The organism is Spiroplasma helicoides (genome assembly GCF_001715535.1).
Classification (GTDB): Bacteria; Bacillota_I; Bacilli_A; order Mycoplasmatales; family Mycoplasmataceae; genus Spiroplasma_A; species Spiroplasma_A helicoides.
Genome location: NZ_CP017015.1, coordinates 114,284 through 137,291 on the forward strand (window position 1 = coordinate 114,284; position 23,008 = coordinate 137,291).

The following is a 23,008-nucleotide window of genomic DNA, read 5'->3' on the forward strand; positions in this document are numbered from 1 at the left end:
AAATTAAAAAGGAGAATGTATATGATTGAACTTAAAAATGTGTCCAGAAAAATTGGTAACTTCAAGTTAGATAATGTTAGTTTTCAGATAAAAAGAGGAGCTGTAGTAGCTTTCGTTGGAGATAATGGTGCTGGTAAAACAACTACCATTAAAGCTATTTTTGGGGAATTAAAAATTGATAGTGGAGAAATTTTGATGGATGGTCAAAATCTTTTTAGTAATAATAATTTAACCAAAATAGCATTTTTTCCTGATTCAAACAGTATACCTCTGAATATTAGAGTGCACGATTATATGCTATACATTTGTGCTGCACACGGAATACAAACAAAAGACGCTGTAAAAATTATAGATGATGTGTATAGACTGCTAGAATTAAGACCATACAAAAATAAATATATTAAAGAGTTATCAGCTGGTTGAAAGAAAAAAGCCATCATGGCAAGTGTTTTAATTAGAAAACCTGAATACATAATATTTGATGAGCCAACAGCTAACGTGGATGTTGAATCTAAATTATATTTCATGGGTATTTTACACTTACTAATCAATCAAGGAATAACTGTTTTGATCACCAGTCATATTATTGAGGAATTACAAGAGGTTGCAAATTATTTAGTTCTTATTAAAAAAGGAAAAATAGTTTATGCAGATAACTTTGATAACAAAAAAGAACATATTATGGATGTGTATAAACAGCATATGAAGCACCCAATTAAAGACTTAAGAATATTACATATGTTATATGGTAAGGAGAATAATAATGGAAACTAATAATAAAGAATTAGATGTTAAGCTTAGTAAAAAGGCTAGAAAATTACAAAAAGACTTTGTTTTAGCTGAAAACTTAGAACAAGTTAGGAGCCACAAAGTTAATACTTCTGTAATATATGGAATAAATCTTAAAATGGCTTTTAGAAACCCAGGAGTTTTAGTTGGTTTTTTTATACATTTAATACTAACTATGTCACTTATTGTGGTTGAAGTAAATAACGGTATTTTGACTCAAGATATAAATAAACTAGGTTTATATAAAACTTTGATCTATGCAATGGGTACTATATCAACAGTTTTTGCTGTTTTATTACATTTGCTTTTTTTGTTTAAAAAACAAAAAAAATCAGGAATTCATGCTATTGAATTAAGAGCAGGATTGGTTTCATGAAAATCATATGCTATTAGATGTTCTGTATCTTTCACAATAAGTATGGTAGCCACAATAATATTATTTATTTTTGGGGCTATTTATCAACAAATGACTAATCCACCAGCTGCTTTGTATGCATCATTTGTTTACTCACAAATCTTTTTCTTAGGATTTTTATCAATCATCATTTTACTTATAATGCTACCAATTCTAATTTTTTCATCAACAATGGTTGGAACTTTATTCGCAACTGTAGTAATGTTTGTGTTTACACTAACACCAGTTTTTTCATCATTAAAATTTAAATTTACTGGTAGTATGAAAGCTCCTGATGATTACTCTTTAAAACTAAGTTTATTGAATGAATTTTACAATAACTTGAAAGACACAAATAATGGAAAAGAAATTTTTGGTGATGAAGCAAATTCTAATGGTGAATCTACAACATTAAAACAACTAGAAAGTAATATACAAAAAATGTCACAAAATAGCAGTGACACAATGGAAAATCTAAGATTAGATTTTTCAAATAATAGACTATTTGGAAATTATGGTTCACAACAATTGCCTTTAACTGAGTCTGACTTTGCTTCAGGAAAAACAAAATGAAACTTTTATAACAGTGAAACTAGACAATTTAGCACTAACTTTAATAATATAATATCAAGTACGATGCTTTACAACTCATTGAATATAGGACAATCAAATTATGATTGATCTTATATAGTTGGAAAACCAAAAAGTATTTTTGAAAATACAACAATACAAAAAGTTTTAGATGCAATATATAATGCAGTAGACACACACAAAAATCAATTTTCGGCAGATAATAGTTCTAAACTTTCACCATTGTTTTATACACAGTACACACAATATAACTACCAAAGTGAACCAACATCAAATGTAATGATAGAAAACTTTACTAATAAACTTATCGATTTACTTCCTGAGTATTCATCACTTATTTCTAACATAAGAGATATTTATTCAAAATATTATCCGATATTCATTGCAAGTGAGGCAAAAATTTTAGGTAATCAAAGTCCATACTTATTAGATAATAGAACAGCCTCAAAATTTAAATCAAAAAATCATTTTTACACAAGTCAGTTAAAAACAACTGGTTATATGGAAGGTGGTTATTCATCTTCTATTGGATTAACAATCGACTATAAAGATCTTGTAAGTGGTGGAGCATTCGAAACTGATAACCCAGATTGAGGAAAAACAGGTCTTGCAGATTTAACAGAAGAGCAACAAGCTATATATGACAAAAACATAGAAGTTGCTGACATGTATTATAAACATCCAGAGTTAACAATTTTAAATTGATTTATTATAAATTGCTGATATGAAGTATTTACATTAAACTTGAGTTCTCCAGATGATTTATATAATTACTATAATCAAGCAAAAGCTGGTTCAGGTTTAACAACAGATATTTCAAGACACTTCGGTGTTATGTCTTCGGGTATATTCACAAATCCTTCTATTAATGATTCGTATAATAGTTCAATGACTTCAGGAATATATCAAGGACAAACAGTATCAGTATCAAATATTCTAGACTATGAAAAATACTTACCAACATATAACAAAAGTTATACACCTCTAAGACCTATTTTAGAGGCTGGTTCTATAAAATACAAACAAGCCTTTATTATTCCATTGGCATTTGCAATTTACTTGTTGATAGCGGCACCACTATCATATCTAGGTTATCTAGCCTATAACAAAAAAATAAAAGTTTAAGGAGAATTACAAAATGATAGAATTAAAAAAAGTTTCAAGAGACTTAGGTGGTTTTTCTTTAAATCAAGTGAGTTTCACAATTAAAAAAGGTGCTGTCGTAGCTTTTGTTGGAGATAACGGTGCTGGTAAAACCACAACAATTAAGGCTATGTTTGGAGAGTTAAGAATTGATAAAGGTGAAATATTAATGGATGGTGAAAGTCTATTTAAAAACGAAAACTTACAAAGAGTAGCATTTTTCCCAGACTCAAATAACGTCCCAATGGATATGACTTTGAAAGATTATGTGAATTATATTTGTGCTGTAAATGGTATGACAAAGAAACAAACAAAAGAGAGATCTCATGCTGTCTACAAAATGCTTGGTTTAGAACAATATGTTCACAAAAAAATGGGTAACTTGTCAGCTGGTTGAAAAAAAAGAGCAATCATGTCTAGTGTTCTTGTGAGATCTCCAGAATTCATTGTATTTGATGAACCAACCGCCAACGTAGACGTAGAAGCAAAAATCTCATTTATGAATATTTTGCACGAGCTTTCTAATATTGGTGTAACAATTTTAATTACAAGTCATATTTTAGAAGAACTTCAAGAAGTTGCAAACTACTTGATACTTATTAAAAATGGAGAAATAGTTTACGAAAAAGATTTTGACAATAAAACTGAAAGTATAGCTGAAATTTACAAAAAAACAATGGCTGAAAAAACAGATAACATTAAACTTCTAAAAAATATTTATGAAAAAAATGAATTTGGGGGACGACGCAATGGAAAATAATCAAAGTTTTAACGAGATAAACAATACTATTGATAGTGTCGTTACTAAAAATAAAAAGCCAAAGAAAAAAATTTCATTCAAGTTGCCAGAAGTTAATGGAGTTTGATTATTGTTTTTCTTAAATATTAGAAAAACATTTGCCTTAAAATCAGGTATTGGTACAGGATTAACATTTTTGATTATTGCATTAATAATTACAGGTATTGGAGTCTCAATGTCTACAGGATTTAGTTTTGACTATTCTACTTCAACAATCCCAACAAGTATGGGATATATATTTGTACTATTTTTCTTCATAGTTTTTGCATCTATTTTAATTATAAGTTTGTTTAAAGTGCCTATTCTTGAAGGAATACAACAAATTGAGGCAAGAGCAGGAGTGGCTTTAATAAAGTCATATTTGGTAAGAATCTTTACATATGTGATTGTTACATACTCATATATTTTAGTATTTTTGATAATAAGTTTGATTATTGGATCATCTTATCAAAATCAATCAATGACATTCGAAAGTATTGTTATAAGTCCACCTCTTTTCTTAATGATGTTTAGTTTGATTTGATTCCCAGTAATGTCATTAATTGCTCTAATTTCATCAGTGGCTATGGGGACATTTGCTAATATATTTTTAGGATTTGTTGTGGCTTTATCACCATTAATTAGTGTGGTAATGAATTCTGTTTCTTCTGAATCACCAGAAAAATTAAGACAACAAAAAATTGTTATTAATAAAAACGCTAAACTTATTTTTGCCAATGATTTTTATAAAAAATTTGCCAACGATGAAAGTATTAAAAAGATTTTTGAAGACACTAATATTTTACAAACAATCAATAACAACGCAAAAGTAATGCACTTTAAAAATCTTTCACTTGATCTTTTTGATACAAATCTTGTTGCAGAAGGAAAAACTAACTCAAGAAACAATAGTGGAAACAGCGGAAAACCTAGTTATGATAACGGTTCAAGCTCATCAAGCAGTAATTATCAACCAATTATGTCAGCGATATTTCGGGGTTTTGTTGGGGGACAATTTAACTTAGATTTAGATACTTTGTATAGCGATTATGTATCTACAATAGATAAATTAAATCAAGAAGTTATTGATTCTAGCAACTCAAGTGAAGGAAATCAAAAACCTCCTTACAATGGAGGTTATCCACCATACGAAGATTATCAAATCAATAAAAAAGATCAACAAAAATTAATTTTAAACAGTAATATAGAATTACCAAAAATTGAAACCAAAAATATTTTTAGTGGTTTAGAAATAAATAACATTTTACAAAAAATGTTTGATAAAGTTAGAGAATCTTATTTCACAGATAATGAGGCACCAATCTCTTATCCTAATTTTGATGGGGGAGTATTGGTTGGTCAAAGTATTAGTAGTGGTGATTCATCAACTATTACTAATTTAGAAATATCTGGAATGGTTAAATGACTTAAAAAAGAGTTTCCTGAATATAAAAATCTATTAGATTACATTCAATGACAGTACGAAAATTACAATGAAATTTTATTCTCAAGAGATAAAACAAGAAGCTCTGCATTTAATTCAACTAATAACCTAAAATCAGTTTTTAGAAGTTTGCCTGATAAAACAAATATTTATACTTTGGGTAGTTCGAGTGTTGACACTAATGAAAAAATATCTTCAGTAATGGCAACTTATAAAAGATATCCAGAACTTATGATGATAAATTCATTAATAACACAAAACTGAATGAGTGTTATGAGTTATTCAGCAGATGAATTGTTTAGTTATATTGGTTCAAATAATTTAAGATATACAGAAGCTTTAAAATCATATGACACTTTGGAAAAACAAGGAGTTCAATCAACTATTATTAACCTATTAAATCATTTTGGTTTAATGTTCACAGGATTAGTTGGAAGTGATGCTGCCAAAGATCTATGGTACCAAGATAGAGATTTATTGTTTAGCAGGGGTATGACAACAAATGTTTCAAACATTAAACAATTAGGAGCTTATTCTGTAGTAAACAGTTCATCTGAATTGTTAAATTCTAGATACGGTAATGGTGCTGGCACATCAAGTAATACTGAAAAATACAATATAGCAGATATGAAAAATTATAGTATACATGATAACAAAGTTTATCTAGATCTATCAGATAGTTTAGATCCAAGTACTTCAGGACAAGAATTAACTTTACCTATGGTAATGTCTGATATACAATCATTGTTCCCATTCAGTTTTTCAAAAGGTAACATAACTTCTCTTGGATTAGAATTGAAAAAAGAAGGTCAAGAATACTATTTACAACCAATTGATAAAATTAATTATTGAAAGTATTCACCAAATAGTGATAGTTCTTCATCAAGTAGGGCTTCAAGTTCAGAAGAACAGTCAAGTACATTCAAGGCTTACCTTTCTTTCACAAATAAAGGTAATAATGATAAAGTAGTAGAACCAATATTCAAAAAAACGCCTTTAGAACAAGGTCTTGGTTTCTCAGTAATTGGAGCAGCTTTCACATATTTAGCACTTTCATTAGCAATTACAGCACTACTATTCTTGTTGTATAGAAGTAAATCAAGATTCTAAAAAATGGGTTTATCCCGTTTTTTTATTTAAAAAAATCTTTTATAAAAATAAAAGAAAATAACTACTATTGTTTTTGTGTATAATAATTAATGATTAGTAAATTAGGAGGAAATATATAAATGGCAAAAAAAATTAAAGGTATTGGAGCAAGTAGTGGGATTGCTTTGGCTAAGGTTTATATTTTAGACGAACACCCAATTGTTATACCTACTTCAAAAGCAAAGGATGTAAAAGAAGAGTTAACAAATATTACAGAATCTATTGCAAAAGCCAAAAAAGATTTAGAAAATTTACAAATGATAGCAAAAGAAAAACTTGGAGAAGAAAAGGCAGCTATTTTTGAAGCTCACGCTTCAATTTTAGAAGATCCAGCAATGGCAGAGGAATTTACTGCATTGGTAAATGATAAAAACTATAATGCTGCTAGTGCAATTCATGAAGTTGCAAACAAGTATATTGAAATGTTTGGTTCAATGGATGATGACTATTTTAAAGAAAGAGCCGCAGATATCAAAGATGTAACTGAAAGATTGATAAGATATGTTTTAAAATTGCCAGTTTTAGATTTAGCTGCAATCAGTGAAGAAGTTATAATTATAGCTGAAGATTTAACCCCATCTCAAACAGCACAATTAAATCCAACTTTTGTAAAAGGTTTTGCATGTAATGTTGGGGGAAGAACTAGTCATGCCGCTATTATGGCAAGAAGTTTAGAAATACCAGCTGTTTTAGGTTTGAAAACAGTTTTAAAAGATGTTAAAGAGGGAGACACTATAGCTATTGACGGAGTTACTGGTGAAGTTGAAATTAATCCTTCTAATAAAGATGAATGAAATGATAAAGCAAAAAAATTCTTAGAAGAAAAAGCCGAATTAGAACAATTTAGAACTAAAAAAACCGTTACAAAAGATGGTTATGATAAATTTATTTTAGAAGGAAATATAGGTAGTCCAAAAGATGTGGCTGCTGTCTTAGAAAATGGTGGAGAAGGTGTTGGTCTATTTAGATCAGAATTCTTATACATGGATAATGATCATTTCCCAACAGAAGAAGAACAATTTGAAGCATATAAAAAAGTTGTTACAGATATGAACGGTAAATTAACTGTTATTAGAACATTAGATATTGGGGGAGATAAAAAATTATCTTACTTTAAGTTTCCTGAAGAAATGAACCCATTTTTAGGATATAGAGCAATTAGATTTACATTAGATAGAAAAGATATTTTTAAAGAACAAATAAGAGCTTTATTAAGAGCTAGTGCATTTGGACCAGTAGGAATAATGTTCCCTATGATTGCAACAGTGGATGAATTTTTAGCTGCTAAAAACTTTACTTTGGATTGCAAAGCAGAACTTGAAAAAGAAGGTGTAAAAGTAGGTAAAGACTTAGAAATTGGAATGATGGTTGAAATACCAGCAGCCGCAGTTAATGCTGACAACTTTGCAAAACATGCAGACTTCTTTAGTGTTGGTACAAATGACTTAATTCAATACAGTATGGCAGCCGATAGAATGTCTGAAAATGTTACTTATCTATATCAACCATTCAATCCATCAATACTACGATTATTGAAACTAACAATAGATGGGGCTCATAAACATGGAAGATGAGCAGGTATGTGTGGTGAAATGGCTGGAGAACCAGATGCAGTACCTTTATTAATGGGTCTTGGTCTTGATGCATATTCAATGTCTGCAACAAGTATTTTAAAAGCAAGAAGTATAATGTCAAAATTAACTTTAAAAGAAACTCAAGAACTTGTTGCAAAAGCACTTGAATGTGAAACATCAGAACAAGTTTTAAAATTAGTACATGATTTAATGAAAGATAAATAGTATATAAGGAGGATTAATGAAAAAGCTAATTGGATTTTTATCATCATTATTAATTACAGCTCAATCAAGTGCAATTGTAGCATCTTGTGGTTGTCAAACTAAGACAACAAGCGAAGAAGATGCAAATAAAAACCCTAATTTAGATACTTTCAAAATTGACGATCAATATATTTATGAAAATTCTGGAAAAATAATAGTTGCCAGAATTCCAGAAGCTATAAAAGATGCTGAAATCAAAGTAACTGATTATGATAAAAATAACTTATATGTTCACACATCAATTGACAAAGATAGTGAACAGTTAGGTTATTTTGAGATACGTATTTTAGCCAAAAAAGTTAGTGAAAGCACTTTAAAAGTTAAGTATGGTGAATCAGAAACAACCTTTAAGGTTAATGTAGTAGATTCAAAACACGATGATCCCAAAGTAGAACTTGAAAAAGAACAAAAAATAGCTGTAAACCAAACAGCACCAATAAAAGCAGTTATTTTGAATCCGGTAAAAGATGCAAAATTTAGCATCGATTCTATTGACAGATCAGTTGCTCAAGTAATCAATACAACCGGAGTTGACAGCGAAGGTAAGGGACTAATTGAATTTAATATAAAAGGTCTTAGAGAAGGTGAAACAAGAGTTCTTGTTAACTATGGTAATGCTCAAGGTGTTTTAATTTTAAAGGTTGTAAAACAATCCGAATCAAAAGTACCATTGATACATACATATGATGTTGACATGCAAAAAAATCAAACTATAGATAGGGACTTTTTGGTAGAAAATGCTGTAAAGGGTTCAAAAATCTCAATGGTTTCAAGCAAAAACGATGTAAAAGTTACTTTAAAAAATACAATGGATGATTCAGGTGATGGAGTTATTTTATTTGATGTAACATCTCCTGATAAAGTTATAGATGACTGTGAGATAACTGTTATATATGGTGAAAGTGTTGGCAAATTTAAAGTAAATGTTTTAGATGCACCAAAATTTACAACATCACCTAAATCACCAATAACAATAAATGAAGGAATGCATTCAAATAACAATGAGTTTAAAGTAGAAAATCATTATCAATATGCTCCAATTAAAGTAGAAGTTAGTGATAATGACAAAAAATACATTGACGCATTTTCAATGTCAGATTATGATATGGAAAATACTGGAACTTTTATCCTTGTTGTTTATGGCTTGGAACCAACATCATCTGAGGGATGTATAGTAAATGTTTCTTATGGTGACACTTCAATAAAAATAAAAGTAATTGTTAATAAAGTTGAAAAACCTGCACCATCAATTTTTGGTCTTAGTGAAGATAGTGTTTACGAACTTAAAACATCACAAGGATTAGCTGTTTTGTCTTATATAAATAACCCTATATCAGAAGGAATTTTAACAACTACATTTGAAAATAATGATAATTTAGATGTTGAAATAACAGGTCACAAAGGTAGTGATCACTACAACATATTCTTGATTTCAGGAAGCAAACCTTCTGAAGAACAAGAAGTTACATTTCAATATTCTGGAGCAAAAGATGTTAAAATAAAAGTTAAAGTAACAAGTAGATAATATTTTATTAATATGTTAGTTAATTTAAATACATTTATTAATTATTTGTTATAAAATATTTTTGAAAGGAACATTAAAATGAGATTATTCACAAAGAAAAAAAATTTAGAAATATTTGCACCTGTAGATGGTGAAATAATAGATATTCACACTGTTCAAGATGAAGTGTTTGCAGAAGGTATGCTAGGAGAAGGTTTAGCTTTTGTTCCAGATAACGGTGAATTTGTTGCACCAGTTGATGGAAAACTTGTTACTGTTTTTCCAACAGGTCACGCATACGGGATCAAAAATAAAAACGGCGTAGAAATTTTATTACATATTGGTTTAGATACTGTTTCACTAGAAGGTGAAGGGTTCGATGTAAAAGTTAAACAAGATCAAGAAGTTTCTGTAGGAGACTTACTTGTTATAGCTGATTTAGAATCGATTGCTAAAAAAGTTCCATCAACTCAAACACCATTAATTTTTGTACCTGAATCAATGAATGGTAAGTCATTGGAAATTGTTGCTAAAGGAAAAGTTAAAAAAGGTGACTTAATAGTTATTATTAAATAATATCATCACAAAAATGTTCATAGTAGAACATTTTTTTATTTAAAATAGTACAATCATTTTATAGACATTTTGGAGTTGTGAATACATTGGAAACAAAAGATTACTATGAGATTTTAAAATTAAAAAAATCTTGTAATTCAAAACAAATTAAGACTTCTTTTATAAAATTAGCTAAAAAACATTATCCTCAAAATAATAAAGAAAAAAAACTAGAATTAAGTTTTGTTGAAATAGCTGAGGCATATGAAATTTTAATAGATAAAGAAAAAAGACATATTTATGATTCATATGGATTAAAAGGTTTGTACGGAGAAGGTTTTGAGAATTATAAAACATTATCATTTAACGAGGCAATTTCTATTTTAAAAGGTTTGACAGATAACTCATCTCAAAAGAGTTTTTTAGATTTTCAAAATAAATATTATGAAACATCTGAATCATTTAATTTTAATGGTTTGAACTGAAAAGTAGATGGAATCATATTTGTTACTGCCGGCTTATTTGTACCTTTATTTTTCTCAATTATAGCAGTAACTCTTTTTGGTCTAAAAACTAACCCATCCGCTCAAGTTGTAATACAGTTTGTTCAGATTATTTCGGTTATGCTTGGATTTATTGTCTTATTCCAAAAACATAGATCTATTTATTTGAAACAAGGTTATGCCTGAGAATTTTTTTATTTTGTATTACCAATTGTTTTCATTTTGATAGCCTCTTTGTTATCTGCTCTTGAAAATAATATCAAAGTAATGATGCTAGAACTAATTCCTAAATTAATTTTGGCAATATTTATAATAGTTTATGACAAAAGACTAGTTAAAAAAATTAAAGAAACATTCAAAAATCATCTAGGTTCACTAGTTGTTACTGTTATAATTGGAACTATTGTTATGGTTGGTGTAAGTCTATTTTTGACCGAGATTGTGGAAACTAGATTATTCAAACTTGGTGATTCTAATAATCAAAATGCATTAATTGGAGTATTAAATGATCCAAATGCTGCTAAATCTACAAAAATAGGTTATGCTATACTTTTAATGGCTTATGCTGTTATTGTCGCTCCTTTTGTAGAAGAAGTTGTTTTTAGATATTGCTGATTTTTAAATTCTTCAAATAAATGATTTGGACTTATAACTAGTGCTATTGTATTTGGTTTTATCCACTACGGAATAACGGGTGATTATGAGCATTTACTATCATATACATGAGGTGGGGCGGTTTTAGGTGGAGTATTTGTTTTTACAAAAGGAAATACAACACACACCTGGTTAATGCACTTTTTAAATAATTTATATAGTGCTATAACAATTTTTGCTTTTGCAAGCTGATAGGAGAAACATGACATTATTTGAAATTAACAAAAATGACGAAAATCAAACAATATTTAATTATATTAAAAAAAATTTTAAAAATACAAGCTTATCAATAATATATAAATGGTTTAGAACTGGAAAAGTAAAATTAAACGATAAAAAAGTTAAAGATCTTAAAACAATTTTAAATAATGGAGATTTGGTAAGAGTTTTTGATACTAGCACACCGGTTAAAAGAGTTGTTGACACCAATAGTGATTTTTCAAAACTAGTAATCATTTATGAAGACGAAAATATATTAATAGTTGATAAAGACTCTAATGTAGAAATGCATTCAAATTTTAATGATTGCTTAGACTCAATGGTTAGAAGCTATTTGATATCAACCAAACAATATGACATTGATAGTGAAACATCTTTTGTTGTAAGTCATATCCATAGATTAGACAAATTAACCCAAGGTTTAGTTATATATGCCAAAAATAAAAAGACTCTTGATACACTATTAACAGCAATTCAAGATAAAGATTTGATAGAAAAATATTATTTAGCTAAATTGGAAGAAAATACAATTAAGTTAGGACAAATAGATGGATTTATTAATTATGATTCAGAAGACAAAAAGGCAAAATTTAGTGTAAAAGAAGTAAAAAGATATAAAAACTGCTCACAGATTCACAAGTGATTTGACGAAAAAAGTAATATTTTAGAAATAAGACTACTTACTGGAAGAAAACATCAAATAAGAGCTATTTGTGAATTCTACAAATGTCCAATTTTGAGTGATTTTAGATATGGAGCAAAAAGAACAACCAAAAAAAGTATCGCATTAATAGCATATAAATTGAAGTTTAACAATTTTACAGATCATTTAAGTTACTTAAATGATAAAGAATTTATGTCCAAAAAAACATTTTAAAAAAATGATAAAATTATTTTTAGTTAGGGGGAGCAGTAATGTTATCTACTAGACAAAGTATTTTTAGTACTATAATAGGGACATTAATCTCCCTTATAAACTCGATTATACAGTTACTAACTATGTATTTTGTTTTGCAAAAATTTGGAACACACTTTAACGGGTATGTTAGGTTAGTTTCTTCATTCTCTATGTTAATTTCAACAGCCGAAAGTTCTTTAGGTGTTGCAGCAACAATATTAATGGTAAGACCAATAGTGCAAAATGATTGAATTACAGCTAATGAAATTTATTCTACATCTAAAAAATTGTATAGAAAAGCAAGTATTACTGAATTAATATTGGTTTTTTCTTTATGTTTATTATATCCTGTATATGCTGGTGTAACTGGTGATGGTGGTAGTGTATTTGATAGCAACAGTTGAAGTAGAATTGGAATAGAACTAGCAGACACACAATTTGTATCATATTGAACATTGATCGTTATTGCATTTTCATATAGTTTAAAAAACTTTATTGGAAATTATTGATTTAATTCCTATGAATGTGTCGTAGCAGCCGATAATAAAAACACAGTTAGAAAAGTCATTATACTATTTACTGATGTTGTGATTTATATGTTAATGTTCTTGTTGTTGAGTTTTGAAAGCTTGCCTGCATATGCACCATTTTTGGTAATTCTTGCATATAGTCCTATAAAGGGTTCGTTGATAGCTGTTTATGTAAAAAGAAAATATGTATGACTAAAATATTATCGAGATTTTAATAGTTTTAAATTAACAACAACCGCCGCAAAGATTTCAAGATCATCAATAGGTACTTCTCTTCTAATAAATTTAGATGTGATTATCGCAGCCCTTGTTTTAGGTCTAGGTGTATCGTCTACACTTTCTTTGTATCTAGTAATTGCTGTAAATACAAGATTGATAATGACCAACTTTATAACATCTTTTAGAGAATTTTTTGTTACATTGGTTGCCAAAAGGGGAAGAATCCACTGGGAAAGCTATGTTAAATATGAATTATATACATTTTTAGTTGCTTCATTCACTTTCATTAATATGTCGATACTGTCACCTTACTTTGTAAGTAGTTTATATGCCGAAAATGCTTTGAATACTTTAACAACAGAAACTAATAATGCTAATTTTAACGCATTGTCTTATATGTTTTACAACCCAACCTTTTCTATAATATATGCTTTGTCAACAGCATTTATAATTTTGTGTCAAGGTCAAATTACATTAATTCATGCCAAAGGACGTTATGGAGAAGTGTCAAAGTTTCAAAATATTTTAGGGGTAGTTTATTTATTTGTAACACCATTTCTAACTTATTTATGTAAATTATTAAAAGTTGGTGGAGAAGAAAATGAACTAACATCTGGAATAATAATGTTATATTCAATAAAAATAGTTTTTTTAATCATTAGATATTTATACTTGTGAGTCTATGTTTGAAGATATGCAACTTATAACTCAACATTAAAGCATGTTTGAAATAATGTTATGATACTGGTTCTTCCGTCATTATTAATGTCACTTATCAACGTTTTTGTTATAAATAAGAATTTTGATATTAAATCACATACCAATGCACAAAACTCATCTGTGTTACCATTAATATCATTATTTTTTGGAATAATATTAGTAACAAGTCTATTATTGATTATTGTTGCTTATGCATTTTCACCAAAAACAATGAATGGAATTATAAAAAATATGCCAATTATAAATAAAATAATCAAGAAAAAAGATGAAGACGCAAGAAAAAAAAGATTTGAAGAAAATGGAATTGATGTTTCTGAAATAGTCGATAAAGCTAGTGAATTATCAACAGCAATGTATGGAATTATTGACGAGTCAACAGCTTCTACTTTGTCACTTGATACTGTTAAAATAAACGTGGAATCAAAAAATGATAAAATTTATGTATTAAAAGGGAATGAATAAGACTCAAAATCTAAATAAATCATATTTCATTTTTATAATGTTATAATCAATATGGTGGATTAGATATGTCAGGTATTTCTCTTTGAATTCCAATATTGATAGCTGCAATATGTATATTTATGTTTTATACATCAGGTGTTACAATATTAGAACTTTTAAAATTTAATATAAAAAATCCTTTTGCTTCTATTGCGGCAGGATTTTTTGCATTTTTTACCTACATTTCAATTCTTACATTCCCACTTCAACTTATATCCGTTTTACCTTATGTATTTTTTGTATACTATTTGTGAGGTTTAACAATTGTTTACATTATTTTTTGTTTCATATTTACCAAGTACTGGCTATCACTAGATTGGTTTTGAAAACATTTTTTAATTTTTGCAATAGTTGTTGCAGTGGTTGGGGGATCAACTTATTTTCAGTTTATAAATTTAGCAGATGACAATTTTGCTAGACACAAAAATATGCTATCGATATTGTCGTGACTTAAAGATAACCAAGTATCGTTTTTTAACAATGCTACTTTATTTAAGTTTTTAGGATTTAAACCATTTCAAGGTTGATATACATTTCAATTGGCTGTCACATTATTGTTTAATACGCAGAGCTATCAATTCAAAGATATAATTGTACCATTTACTTTTATTTTAGATATATTTTTAACTAGCTCAATTTTTATATTTATGTTTGATTCATTTCACAAATTGCAATCTGCTAGAGCTTATAAAAAGTATTCCTTAATGGGTGTATCATTATTTATTTTTACAGGAACTAAAACAGCATTTTTACTTTTTGGTAACTCTTTTTGATTAGGTGACACAATTTTTATTTACTTGATATTTTATGTAATGATTTTAGGTTTAAGATATACAGGTATTAAGTATCGAGAAAGAAGTAACCCAATATTTATTGGGACAGTGTTGGGAGGATACATCTCTTTTTCTTGAGATAACTCTTATCAAGTTTTATTTATTATTTATTGCTTATTATTTTTAGTTCAAAGAAGATATAGACAAAACTTTACGAAAGATATTTTGAAACTTTCTTTATTCCCGATTATAGATCTAGTCTTTTTTAATATAATTTTAGGTTACTATATTCAAACAACTTTATTCTTGGCAATTCTTTTATTGTTGTTCATTGTTATTTATATAATGTCTAAAAATTACTCCAACATTATTAAGTTCGAAACATTTGTGGATGATAAGATAAATTGAGTTACATTAATACTTCCTGTTGTATTTATGGGTGTATCCATTGCTATAACACTTGGTTCCAACCAATCATTAATTAGTGCTGAAGATACTTATCTAAATTTTTTATATGACTGAACAGCGGTATTCTCTAATGTAAATCTTAGATTTTGAATAACATCAAGTTTGGCAATGTTTATTTTGGCAATATCTTTTTTATGAATATTTATCAGAAAAAAATTTAACACATCTATTTTGACAGGAATGGTTGACTTACTTTTAATTAACTACTTAACTTTCTATAACCCAATTGTTGTTAAATTTATAAACTTAATATATCCAATGATGTTACAGTCAAATGGTATTATAATAATTATTCAAGGAGCTGTTTTATTAAATGTAATAATTTATTGATTGTTTAATAGAAGTGAAGACAAAAAAAATATAAGTGAAATAAAAATAATTAGAAATTATAATTGACTAAAAATTTAAGGAGAACTATGGATACAATAAAGAATAAAATTGAAGAATTAAAAGAAAAGCTTAATGAGTGAGGGTATGCATATTATGTTCTTGATAGTCCGATGGTTGATGATGCTGAGTATGATAAGTACTACCGAGAGCTTCAATCATTAGAACAAGAGTATCCTGATTTAATAACTAGTGATTCACCAACACAAAGAGTTGGGGGTATAATTTTAGATAAGTTTGAAAAATACCAACATAAAACACCAATGTTGAGTTTAGCAAATGCATTTAATGAAAAAGATTTGAGAGATTTTGATAATCAAATTTATAAAGAAATTAAAAATAAAATTTATAACTTTTTTGTAGAACCTAAAATTGATGGTTTATCAATTTCTTTAATATATAATAATGGAACTTTTGTAAAAGCTGTTACTAGGGGTGACGGTTTTTTTGGTGAAGATGTGACAACCAACGTAAAAACAATTAAGAGCATTCCTTTGGTAATTTCAGATAAAAATGATTATGTTGAAATACGTGGTGAAGTTTTTTTATCAAAAAAAGAGTTTGAAAAAATAAATCAAAAAAGACTTGAAATTGGGGAACCACTATTTGCAAACCCAAGAAATGCAGCAGCAGGAACACTAAGGCAGTTAGACTCAAATGTTGCAGCATCTAGAAATCTTGATGCATATTTATACTATTTTTTAAATCATGAAATAGTTTCGACTCACAGCGAGTCATTAGACTATATTTCTAAAATGAAGTTTAAAGTAAATGAGCTTGGTAAACTTTGTCAAAATATTGATGAAGTAATAAAACACATTCAATTTATTAGCGAACAAAGAATGAATCTAAATTATGAAATTGATGGAGTTGTTATTAAAGTAAATGACTTTAATTTATATGAAGCTTTAGGATACACATCAAAATTTCCTAAATGAGCTATAGCATATAAGTTTCCAGCAGAAATAAAAACTACAAGATTATTAGATATATTTGCTAGTGTTGGGAGAACGGGAAGAATAACATATAATGCAGTTCTTGAGCCTGTTGAGTTAGCTGGTACAAAAGTGCAAGCAGCAACATTACATAATGCCGATTTCATAAAGCAAAGAGATATTAGAATCGGATCAATAGTTAAAGTTAAAAAAGCAGGAGACATAATCCCAGAAATTTTAGAACCAATAAAAAACGAAGATTTTGAATCATTAGATGTGTGGCAAGAATCTAATCAATGCCCGGAATGTAATTCTGTTTTAGAAAGGGTGGAATCAGAAGTAGATCAATATTGCATCAACACTTCTTGTCCTAGAAAAATTTTAAGATCAATGGAACACTTTGTATCTAGAGATGCAATGAATATTGAGGGGTTGAGCATTAAAATTTTAGAAAAACTATTTAATAATGGTTATTTGAAAAATATTTCAGATATTTATTTTTTAAAAAAACACAAAGAGAAAATTATAGAACTTGACAAAATGGGTACAAAGTCTGTAGAAAATTTATTGGATGCAATTGAAAAATCTAAATCAAACTCGGCTGAAAAACTATTTTTTGGACTTGGAATAAGACATGTTGGTAAAAAAACAGCCCAAGTTTTATTGAAAAATTTTAAATCTATATATGAATTAAGAAAAATTGAATATGAAGTTTTAGAAAATATATATGACATTGGACCAACAATTGCAAAGTCTATAATTGATTGATTTGATAATAAAGATAATGATAAACTATTAATGCAGTTAGAAAAATGTGAAGTAAATTTCAATTACAATGGTTTATCAGAAACTAATTTTAACGAAAACATATCAAACAAAAGTTTTGTCATAACAGGTACTTTATCACAACCAAGAAATCACTTTAAAAAGATATTAGAAGATTATGGTGCTAAGGTTATTGAAAGTGTAAGTAAAAAAACAGATTATGTATTAGCAGGAATAGAAGCTGGAAGTAAATTAGAAAAAGCAATTAAATTAGGAGTTAAAGTTATAAACGAAGAAGACCTTCTAAGTATGTTGGGAGAATAAATAATGAAAATAGATAAAAAATTAATTAAAGAACTAGCTGATGACATAATGCTAGAAATATCAGATGAAGAAGCGGATGCCTTTTTAAAAACAGAAAAAGAGTTATTAGCTAAATTTGAAAAAGTGTTAGTTATTAATGTGGACAATGTTGAACCTAGTTTTTATTGTTTTGATCATTTGAATAATTTTCTGAGAGATGATAATAAAAAAGAAGTAATATCTAAACAAGAGTTACTTAATAATGCACCTAAGTCAAAAGATGGCTATGTAATTATAGAAAAGGTGGTAAAGTAAATATGGAGACAAAGTATTTATCAATTTCTGAAATTCATAACAAATTAAAAAATAAAGAACTAAGTGTTAAAGAACTTATAAATGATGTGCACAAAAACTTAGAAAGCCATTTGAGTAGTAATTTTTTAGTGACTTTATTAGAGAATGACTTTGATGGTGATGAATTACAAAAAATGTTTGATGAACAAAATCTATTGTCTGCTATTCCCTTTGTTACTAAAGATAATTTTTCTACAAAAGGAATACTTACAACCGCCGGGACAAAAATATTGGAAAACTATTATCCACCAATTGATGCAACTATTACTAAAAAATTGAAAGATAAAAACACAATTTTGTTAGGGAAATCAAGCTTAGATGAACTGGGAATGGGTGGTACTGGATTATTTGGTTTTAATGGTGAAGTACATCACCCATTTGACAAAGATAGAATAGCTGGAGGAAGTTCAAGTGGTAGTGCGTATGCTGTTGCTGCTGGTTTAGTTCCTTTTGCAACTGGTTCTGACACAGGTGACTCAATTAGAAAACCCGCAAGTTTTAATGGAATAGTTGGTTTCAAACCAACTTACGGAAGCATATCTAGATATGGTGTTATTCCTTATGCTCCCAGTCTTGACCACTTAGGATATTTTACAAGATCTGTCGAAGATGTTGCAATACTTTGTGATGCAACATACGGTTATGATGAAAAAGATTTCACATCAATTGATAATACTAATGAGTATTACAAAAACTTTAGTAAATCTCCTAAACAAATAAAGTTTGGTTTTATTAAACAAGTAGAAAAATATATGAAAACAGACTTGAAAGATTCTTACGAAAAGCTATTTGAAAAAATAAAAAAAGATGGACATACAATTGAGTATATTGATTTTAATGAGCAACTTTTAGAAAGCATCCCTGCTGTTTACATGATGATATCTTTCTCTGAAGCGGTATCTACACATGCAGATTTAGATGGTATTAATTTTGGCCTAAGAGCTGAAGGTTCTGATTATATTGAAATTATGAAAAAATCAAGAACTAAATATTTTGGACCAAATGTTAAAAAAAGATTTACTATAGGTAGTTTACAATTGAAAAAAGAAAATCAAGAAGAATTATTAAATAGGTCAAAAAAAGTAAGAACACTTATTATTCAAGAAATTAAAAAACTTTATGAAAAAATAGATATCTTAATTTTACCCCCAAGTTTTAGTGTTGCACCTTTAATAAAAGATGTTTTAGGAACAGATATTGAAGATAGAGATGATAATCAAGGTGTTTGAATTGAAGATATTCTAATTTTAGGGAATATGAGTGGTATGCCATCAATCACATTACCTTTTATAAAAGAAAATAACTTACCAATTGGAATTAATTTAAATGCAAAACCAAAAGCAGATTTGGAATTATTACAAGCATCAAATTATTTAGAACAATTACTAAGCAAAGTTATAAACAAGGAGGGTAAGTTTAATGAGTAATTTTGAAGTAATAATAGGAATAGAAAATCACGTTGAACTTAAAACAAATACAAAAATGTTTTCTCCCGGACCAGTAACATTTGGTGCAGAACCCAATACTCAAATTTGTGAAATTGATTTGGGTTATCCAGGTACTATGCCTTCAGTAAATAAAGAGGGGGTTAGACTTGCTCTTTTAGCTTGTAATGGATTGAATATGCAAATAGATAACATTCTAAGGTTTGATAGAAAAAACTATTTTTATCCTGATTTAGTAAAAGGTTTTCAAATAACCCAACAATTTTACCCAATTGGTAAAGAGGGTAAAATTGAAATAAATCTTGATAACGGAGAAAAAAAAGTTATTGAGATCGAAAGACTTCACATAGAAGAAGACACTGCAAAACAAATACATAAAGGCGAATTTACATATCTTGATTACAACAGAAGTGGAATTGGACTTATTGAAATTGTTTCAAAACCAGTTATAAGAAGTGCCTACGAAGCGGTTGAATATGTTAATACTCTTAGAGAAATATTACTTTTTTTAGGTATTAGTGATGTAAAGATGAATGAGGGTTCACTGAGATGTGATGTAAATATTTCATTAAGACCGTATGGTTATGAAGGATTTGGTAATAAAGTTGAGATAAAAAATTTAAATTCATTAAATAATGTCAAAAAAGCCATTGAATATGAGATAAAAAGACAATCTGATTTGATACTTGCTGGTGAAGTTGTAAGACAAGAAACTAGAAGATTTGATGAAAATTCACAAGAAACAATATTGATGAGAGTAAAAACAGATGCTATTGATTATAAGTATTTTCCAGAACCAAACCTACATCCAATACAGTTGGAAAAAAAATGAATTCAAGAAGTTATTGATAATTCACCAGAATTACCAGCTTTAAAAAGAAAGAGATATTTAGAAGAATACAATTTAAATATAGAAGAAGTTAATTATATTCTGGCAAGCCTTGAACAAACCAATTTTTTTGAACAAACCATAAAATTAGGTTCTAACCCAAGAAAAGTAACTAACTATTTAATGTCTGATATTAAGGCTTTATTAAATAAAGATAATATAACTATAGAAAAATCAAATATTAAACCTGATCACATATTTAAAATAATATCTTTGATGGATGATGGTGTAATTTCATCAAAACACGTTAAAAGCATAATTCCAATAATTTACGAAAAAGGACTTGATGTTGAAATTATTGTAGAAGAACATGGTTTAAAATTAATAAATAATGAAGATGAAATCTTGTCATATTTAAAACCTATTGTTGAAAGCAATGTTTTGTTAATTCGTGAGCAATATGCAAATCGACCTGAAAGAGTAGAAAAAACTCTTATGGGCCAATTGATGAAAGAAACTGGTGGAAATGTAAACCCAGATAAAGCAATAGAATTATTAAATAAAATAATCAAAGAAATAATTAAATAAAAATATGCATTTTTTGTAAAAAAAAATGCATATTAGCATATATGTGTTATAATTTTTTTGTGATAGAGATATCACACTTGTAAAAAGGTTTTACCTAATAATTTTAAACTAATTATTTTATTCCCGACACATAAATAATAAGTAATTAAAATAGATGCTTGCATCTATTTTTTTTGTTCCAATAAAAAAGAAGAGTGATTAAACTACTCTTCTTCTAATTCTCCTCTAATTTTTAATATTAGATCATTTATCATGTTGTTTTTTGCAAACACAACCAAAACATCATCTTCTTTTAAAGCTGTATATTCATCTGGGATAACAATTTTTCCATTTCTTTTAATTTGAACAATGTTGAAATCTTTGTTGGTTGTAAGTCCTGACTCACTTATAGTTTTATCAATAACTTGTTCCTCTTTAACAACAATATTAGTAAAGCTGTACTCACCATCGGTTGATTGTACATCCCCATCAATGTCAAACAAAGTTTTAGTAGCTATTAATTTACCAGCCAATACATCGGGTATAATAACTTTATCCTCAGATATTCCAAGTGCTAATAATATTCTTTTGTGCCTTCTATCCCTCGCGTTAACAATGATGTTTTCAACACCTAAGTCAATTAAGTTTAAAACAGTTAATATTGAAGATTCCATATTAGAACCTAAACTAACAATTACACAATCAAACTGTGATATCCCATTTCTTTCTAAAGCACTTTTATTGGTTGAATCTAATACCACAACCTCAACAGAGTCAAATTCTGATACATAAAGGTTCAATTTTTCTTCATTGATATCAAACATTTTAATATGTTGCTTTTTTTCATCTAAAGTTTGAGCAACAGACAAACCAAAAAAATTGGAACCTATTATTGCAAAACTTTTCTTTTTTGCCATACTTGTTTTTCTCTCTTTTCTAGTCTAAAATATTATACATCAATAAGATTTTTTATCAGAAAATATTGTATTTTGATGAATGTTGATTTTTTAAATAAATGTGATAAAGTAAAGTAAGTTTAAGAAGGATAAATATGTTATTAAAAAAAGAGGTTAAAAAAAGATCGATAAAAAATATCGCTAGTTTAATATTGGTGTTTTTTCTTGTGTTTTTTTCTCATTTAGCTTTACAAATAATCTTTGATGTATCAGTCATTATTCACAACATATTTTTAGATACTCATTTTTTCTTGTTTTTAATTAGATATGTTTTATTGTTGGGTATTTATTGATTGTCTAAAAAAGCAATTAATCAACAGTTTATGAGAACCAGTGAAACTAAAATTAATATTAAAGAAAAGTTGGTTATATTATTTGCTACGTTTATAAATACATTCTACTCAATTAAAACATTGGATATTGAGACAATAAATATGCTTTGCGACACATCATTAGAGTCATGAAGTAAGTATTTAGTTTGAAATGCCGGATTGATACTAGGTTTAGTTCTTTCAATATTTGCTTATGTAGTAAGTTATGAATTTAACGTATTGCAAAACTCTGTTACAGAATATTCTAAAAAAATAATAAAATTTATAATTTCTATTTTAAACTTTAAGTTTATATCTTATTTTTTAAAATTAGTTCAAAATATCAAAATATTTTTGATTCTTATAAAAAAAAGAACTGAATTTAATTTTACTATTTCTAATTTCAAAAAAACTCAAATAATAAAAAAAGACAAATTTATATTTGGAGATTATTTAAGCTACTCTTTTATGTAATTTTTTAATTTA

At 27.8% G+C, this 23,008-nt stretch carries 17 protein-coding genes; 16 read left to right on the plus strand and 1 reads right to left on the minus strand.

Going from position 1 to position 23,008, the window contains the following annotated elements; translation table 4 throughout:
- The first annotated feature begins 21 nt into the window (after window positions 1-21).
- From SHELI_RS00545 to gatB, 15 genes are all read left to right on the plus strand, one after another.
- Window positions 22-774 carry an ABC transporter ATP-binding protein gene (locus SHELI_RS00545; protein WP_069115843.1) on the plus strand — a complete coding sequence of 251 codons (753 nt, stop codon included), beginning with the start codon at window positions 22-24 and terminating at the stop codon, window positions 772-774.
- Complete coding sequence (locus tag SHELI_RS00550) at window positions 764-2,899, plus strand: hypothetical protein (protein ID WP_069115844.1); 2,136 nt, start codon at window positions 764-766, stop codon at window positions 2,897-2,899. The genes SHELI_RS00545 and SHELI_RS00550 overlap by 11 nt, the downstream gene beginning before the upstream one ends.
- Window positions 2,900-2,912: 13 nt before the next feature.
- A complete protein-coding gene (locus SHELI_RS00555) occupies window positions 2,913-3,677 on the plus strand; it encodes an ABC transporter ATP-binding protein (RefSeq protein ID WP_069115845.1) in 765 nt (254 codons plus the stop codon).
- Window positions 3,667-6,249, plus strand: a complete 2,583-nt coding sequence (locus tag SHELI_RS00560; RefSeq protein WP_069115846.1) for a hypothetical protein — start codon at window positions 3,667-3,669, stop codon at window positions 6,247-6,249. The genes SHELI_RS00555 and SHELI_RS00560 overlap by 11 nt, the downstream gene beginning before the upstream one ends.
- Before the next feature lie 119 nt (window positions 6,250-6,368).
- Entirely contained in the window at window positions 6,369-8,087 is a 1,719-nt protein-coding gene (gene ptsP, locus SHELI_RS00565; RefSeq protein ID WP_069115847.1) for a phosphoenolpyruvate--protein phosphotransferase, read from the plus strand.
- A gap of 16 nt (window positions 8,088-8,103) precedes the next feature.
- Window positions 8,104-9,651, plus strand: a complete 1,548-nt coding sequence (locus tag SHELI_RS00570; RefSeq protein WP_069115848.1) for a hypothetical protein — start codon at window positions 8,104-8,106, stop codon at window positions 9,649-9,651.
- 84 nt (window positions 9,652-9,735) lie between these two features.
- On the plus strand, window positions 9,736-10,206 hold the full coding sequence (locus tag SHELI_RS00575; RefSeq protein WP_408640712.1) for a PTS sugar transporter subunit IIA: 471 nt from the start codon (window positions 9,736-9,738) through the stop codon (window positions 10,204-10,206).
- A gap of 86 nt (window positions 10,207-10,292) precedes the next feature.
- Entirely contained in the window at window positions 10,293-11,537 is a 1,245-nt protein-coding gene (locus SHELI_RS00580; protein WP_069115850.1) for a DnaJ domain-containing protein, read from the plus strand.
- 7 nt (window positions 11,538-11,544) lie between these two features.
- Entirely contained in the window at window positions 11,545-12,438 is an 894-nt protein-coding gene (locus SHELI_RS00585; RefSeq protein ID WP_069115851.1) for a pseudouridine synthase, read from the plus strand.
- A gap of 38 nt (window positions 12,439-12,476) precedes the next feature.
- A complete protein-coding gene (locus SHELI_RS00590; protein ID WP_069115852.1) occupies window positions 12,477-14,390 on the plus strand; it encodes a hypothetical protein in 1,914 nt (637 codons plus the stop codon).
- Between the two features lie 65 nt (window positions 14,391-14,455).
- Complete coding sequence (locus SHELI_RS00595) at window positions 14,456-16,078, plus strand: hypothetical protein (protein ID WP_069115853.1); 1,623 nt, start codon at window positions 14,456-14,458, stop codon at window positions 16,076-16,078.
- A gap of 8 nt (window positions 16,079-16,086) precedes the next feature.
- Window positions 16,087-18,081, plus strand: coding sequence for an NAD-dependent DNA ligase LigA (gene ligA / locus SHELI_RS00600; protein WP_069115854.1), 1,995 nt, complete (start codon window positions 16,087-16,089; stop codon window positions 18,079-18,081).
- A 3-nt stretch (window positions 18,082-18,084) separates the two neighbouring features.
- Window positions 18,085-18,375 carry an Asp-tRNA(Asn)/Glu-tRNA(Gln) amidotransferase subunit GatC gene (gene gatC, locus SHELI_RS00605; RefSeq protein WP_069115855.1) on the plus strand — a complete coding sequence of 97 codons (291 nt, stop codon included), beginning with the start codon at window positions 18,085-18,087 and terminating at the stop codon, window positions 18,373-18,375.
- 2 nt (window positions 18,376-18,377) lie between these two features.
- Entirely contained in the window at window positions 18,378-19,841 is a 1,464-nt protein-coding gene (locus SHELI_RS00610; protein WP_069115856.1) for an amidase family protein, read from the plus strand.
- Complete coding sequence (gene gatB / locus SHELI_RS00615) at window positions 19,834-21,276, plus strand: Asp-tRNA(Asn)/Glu-tRNA(Gln) amidotransferase subunit GatB (RefSeq protein WP_069115857.1); 1,443 nt, start codon at window positions 19,834-19,836, stop codon at window positions 21,274-21,276. The genes SHELI_RS00610 and gatB overlap by 8 nt, the downstream gene beginning before the upstream one ends.
- 203 nt (window positions 21,277-21,479) lie before the next feature.
- Here gatB and SHELI_RS00620 read toward each other — a convergent pair whose 3' ends face one another.
- Window positions 21,480-22,172 (minus strand): potassium channel family protein, encoded by a 693-nt coding sequence (locus tag SHELI_RS00620; RefSeq protein WP_069115858.1) that lies wholly within the window; start codon window positions 22,170-22,172, stop codon window positions 21,480-21,482.
- A 134-nt stretch (window positions 22,173-22,306) separates the two neighbouring features.
- On the opposite strand from SHELI_RS00620, the gene SHELI_RS00625 reads away from it, so the two are divergent.
- A complete protein-coding gene (locus tag SHELI_RS00625) occupies window positions 22,307-22,996 on the plus strand; it encodes a hypothetical protein (RefSeq protein WP_069115859.1) in 690 nt (229 codons plus the stop codon).
- The last annotated feature ends 12 nt before the right edge of the window (window positions 22,997-23,008 follow it).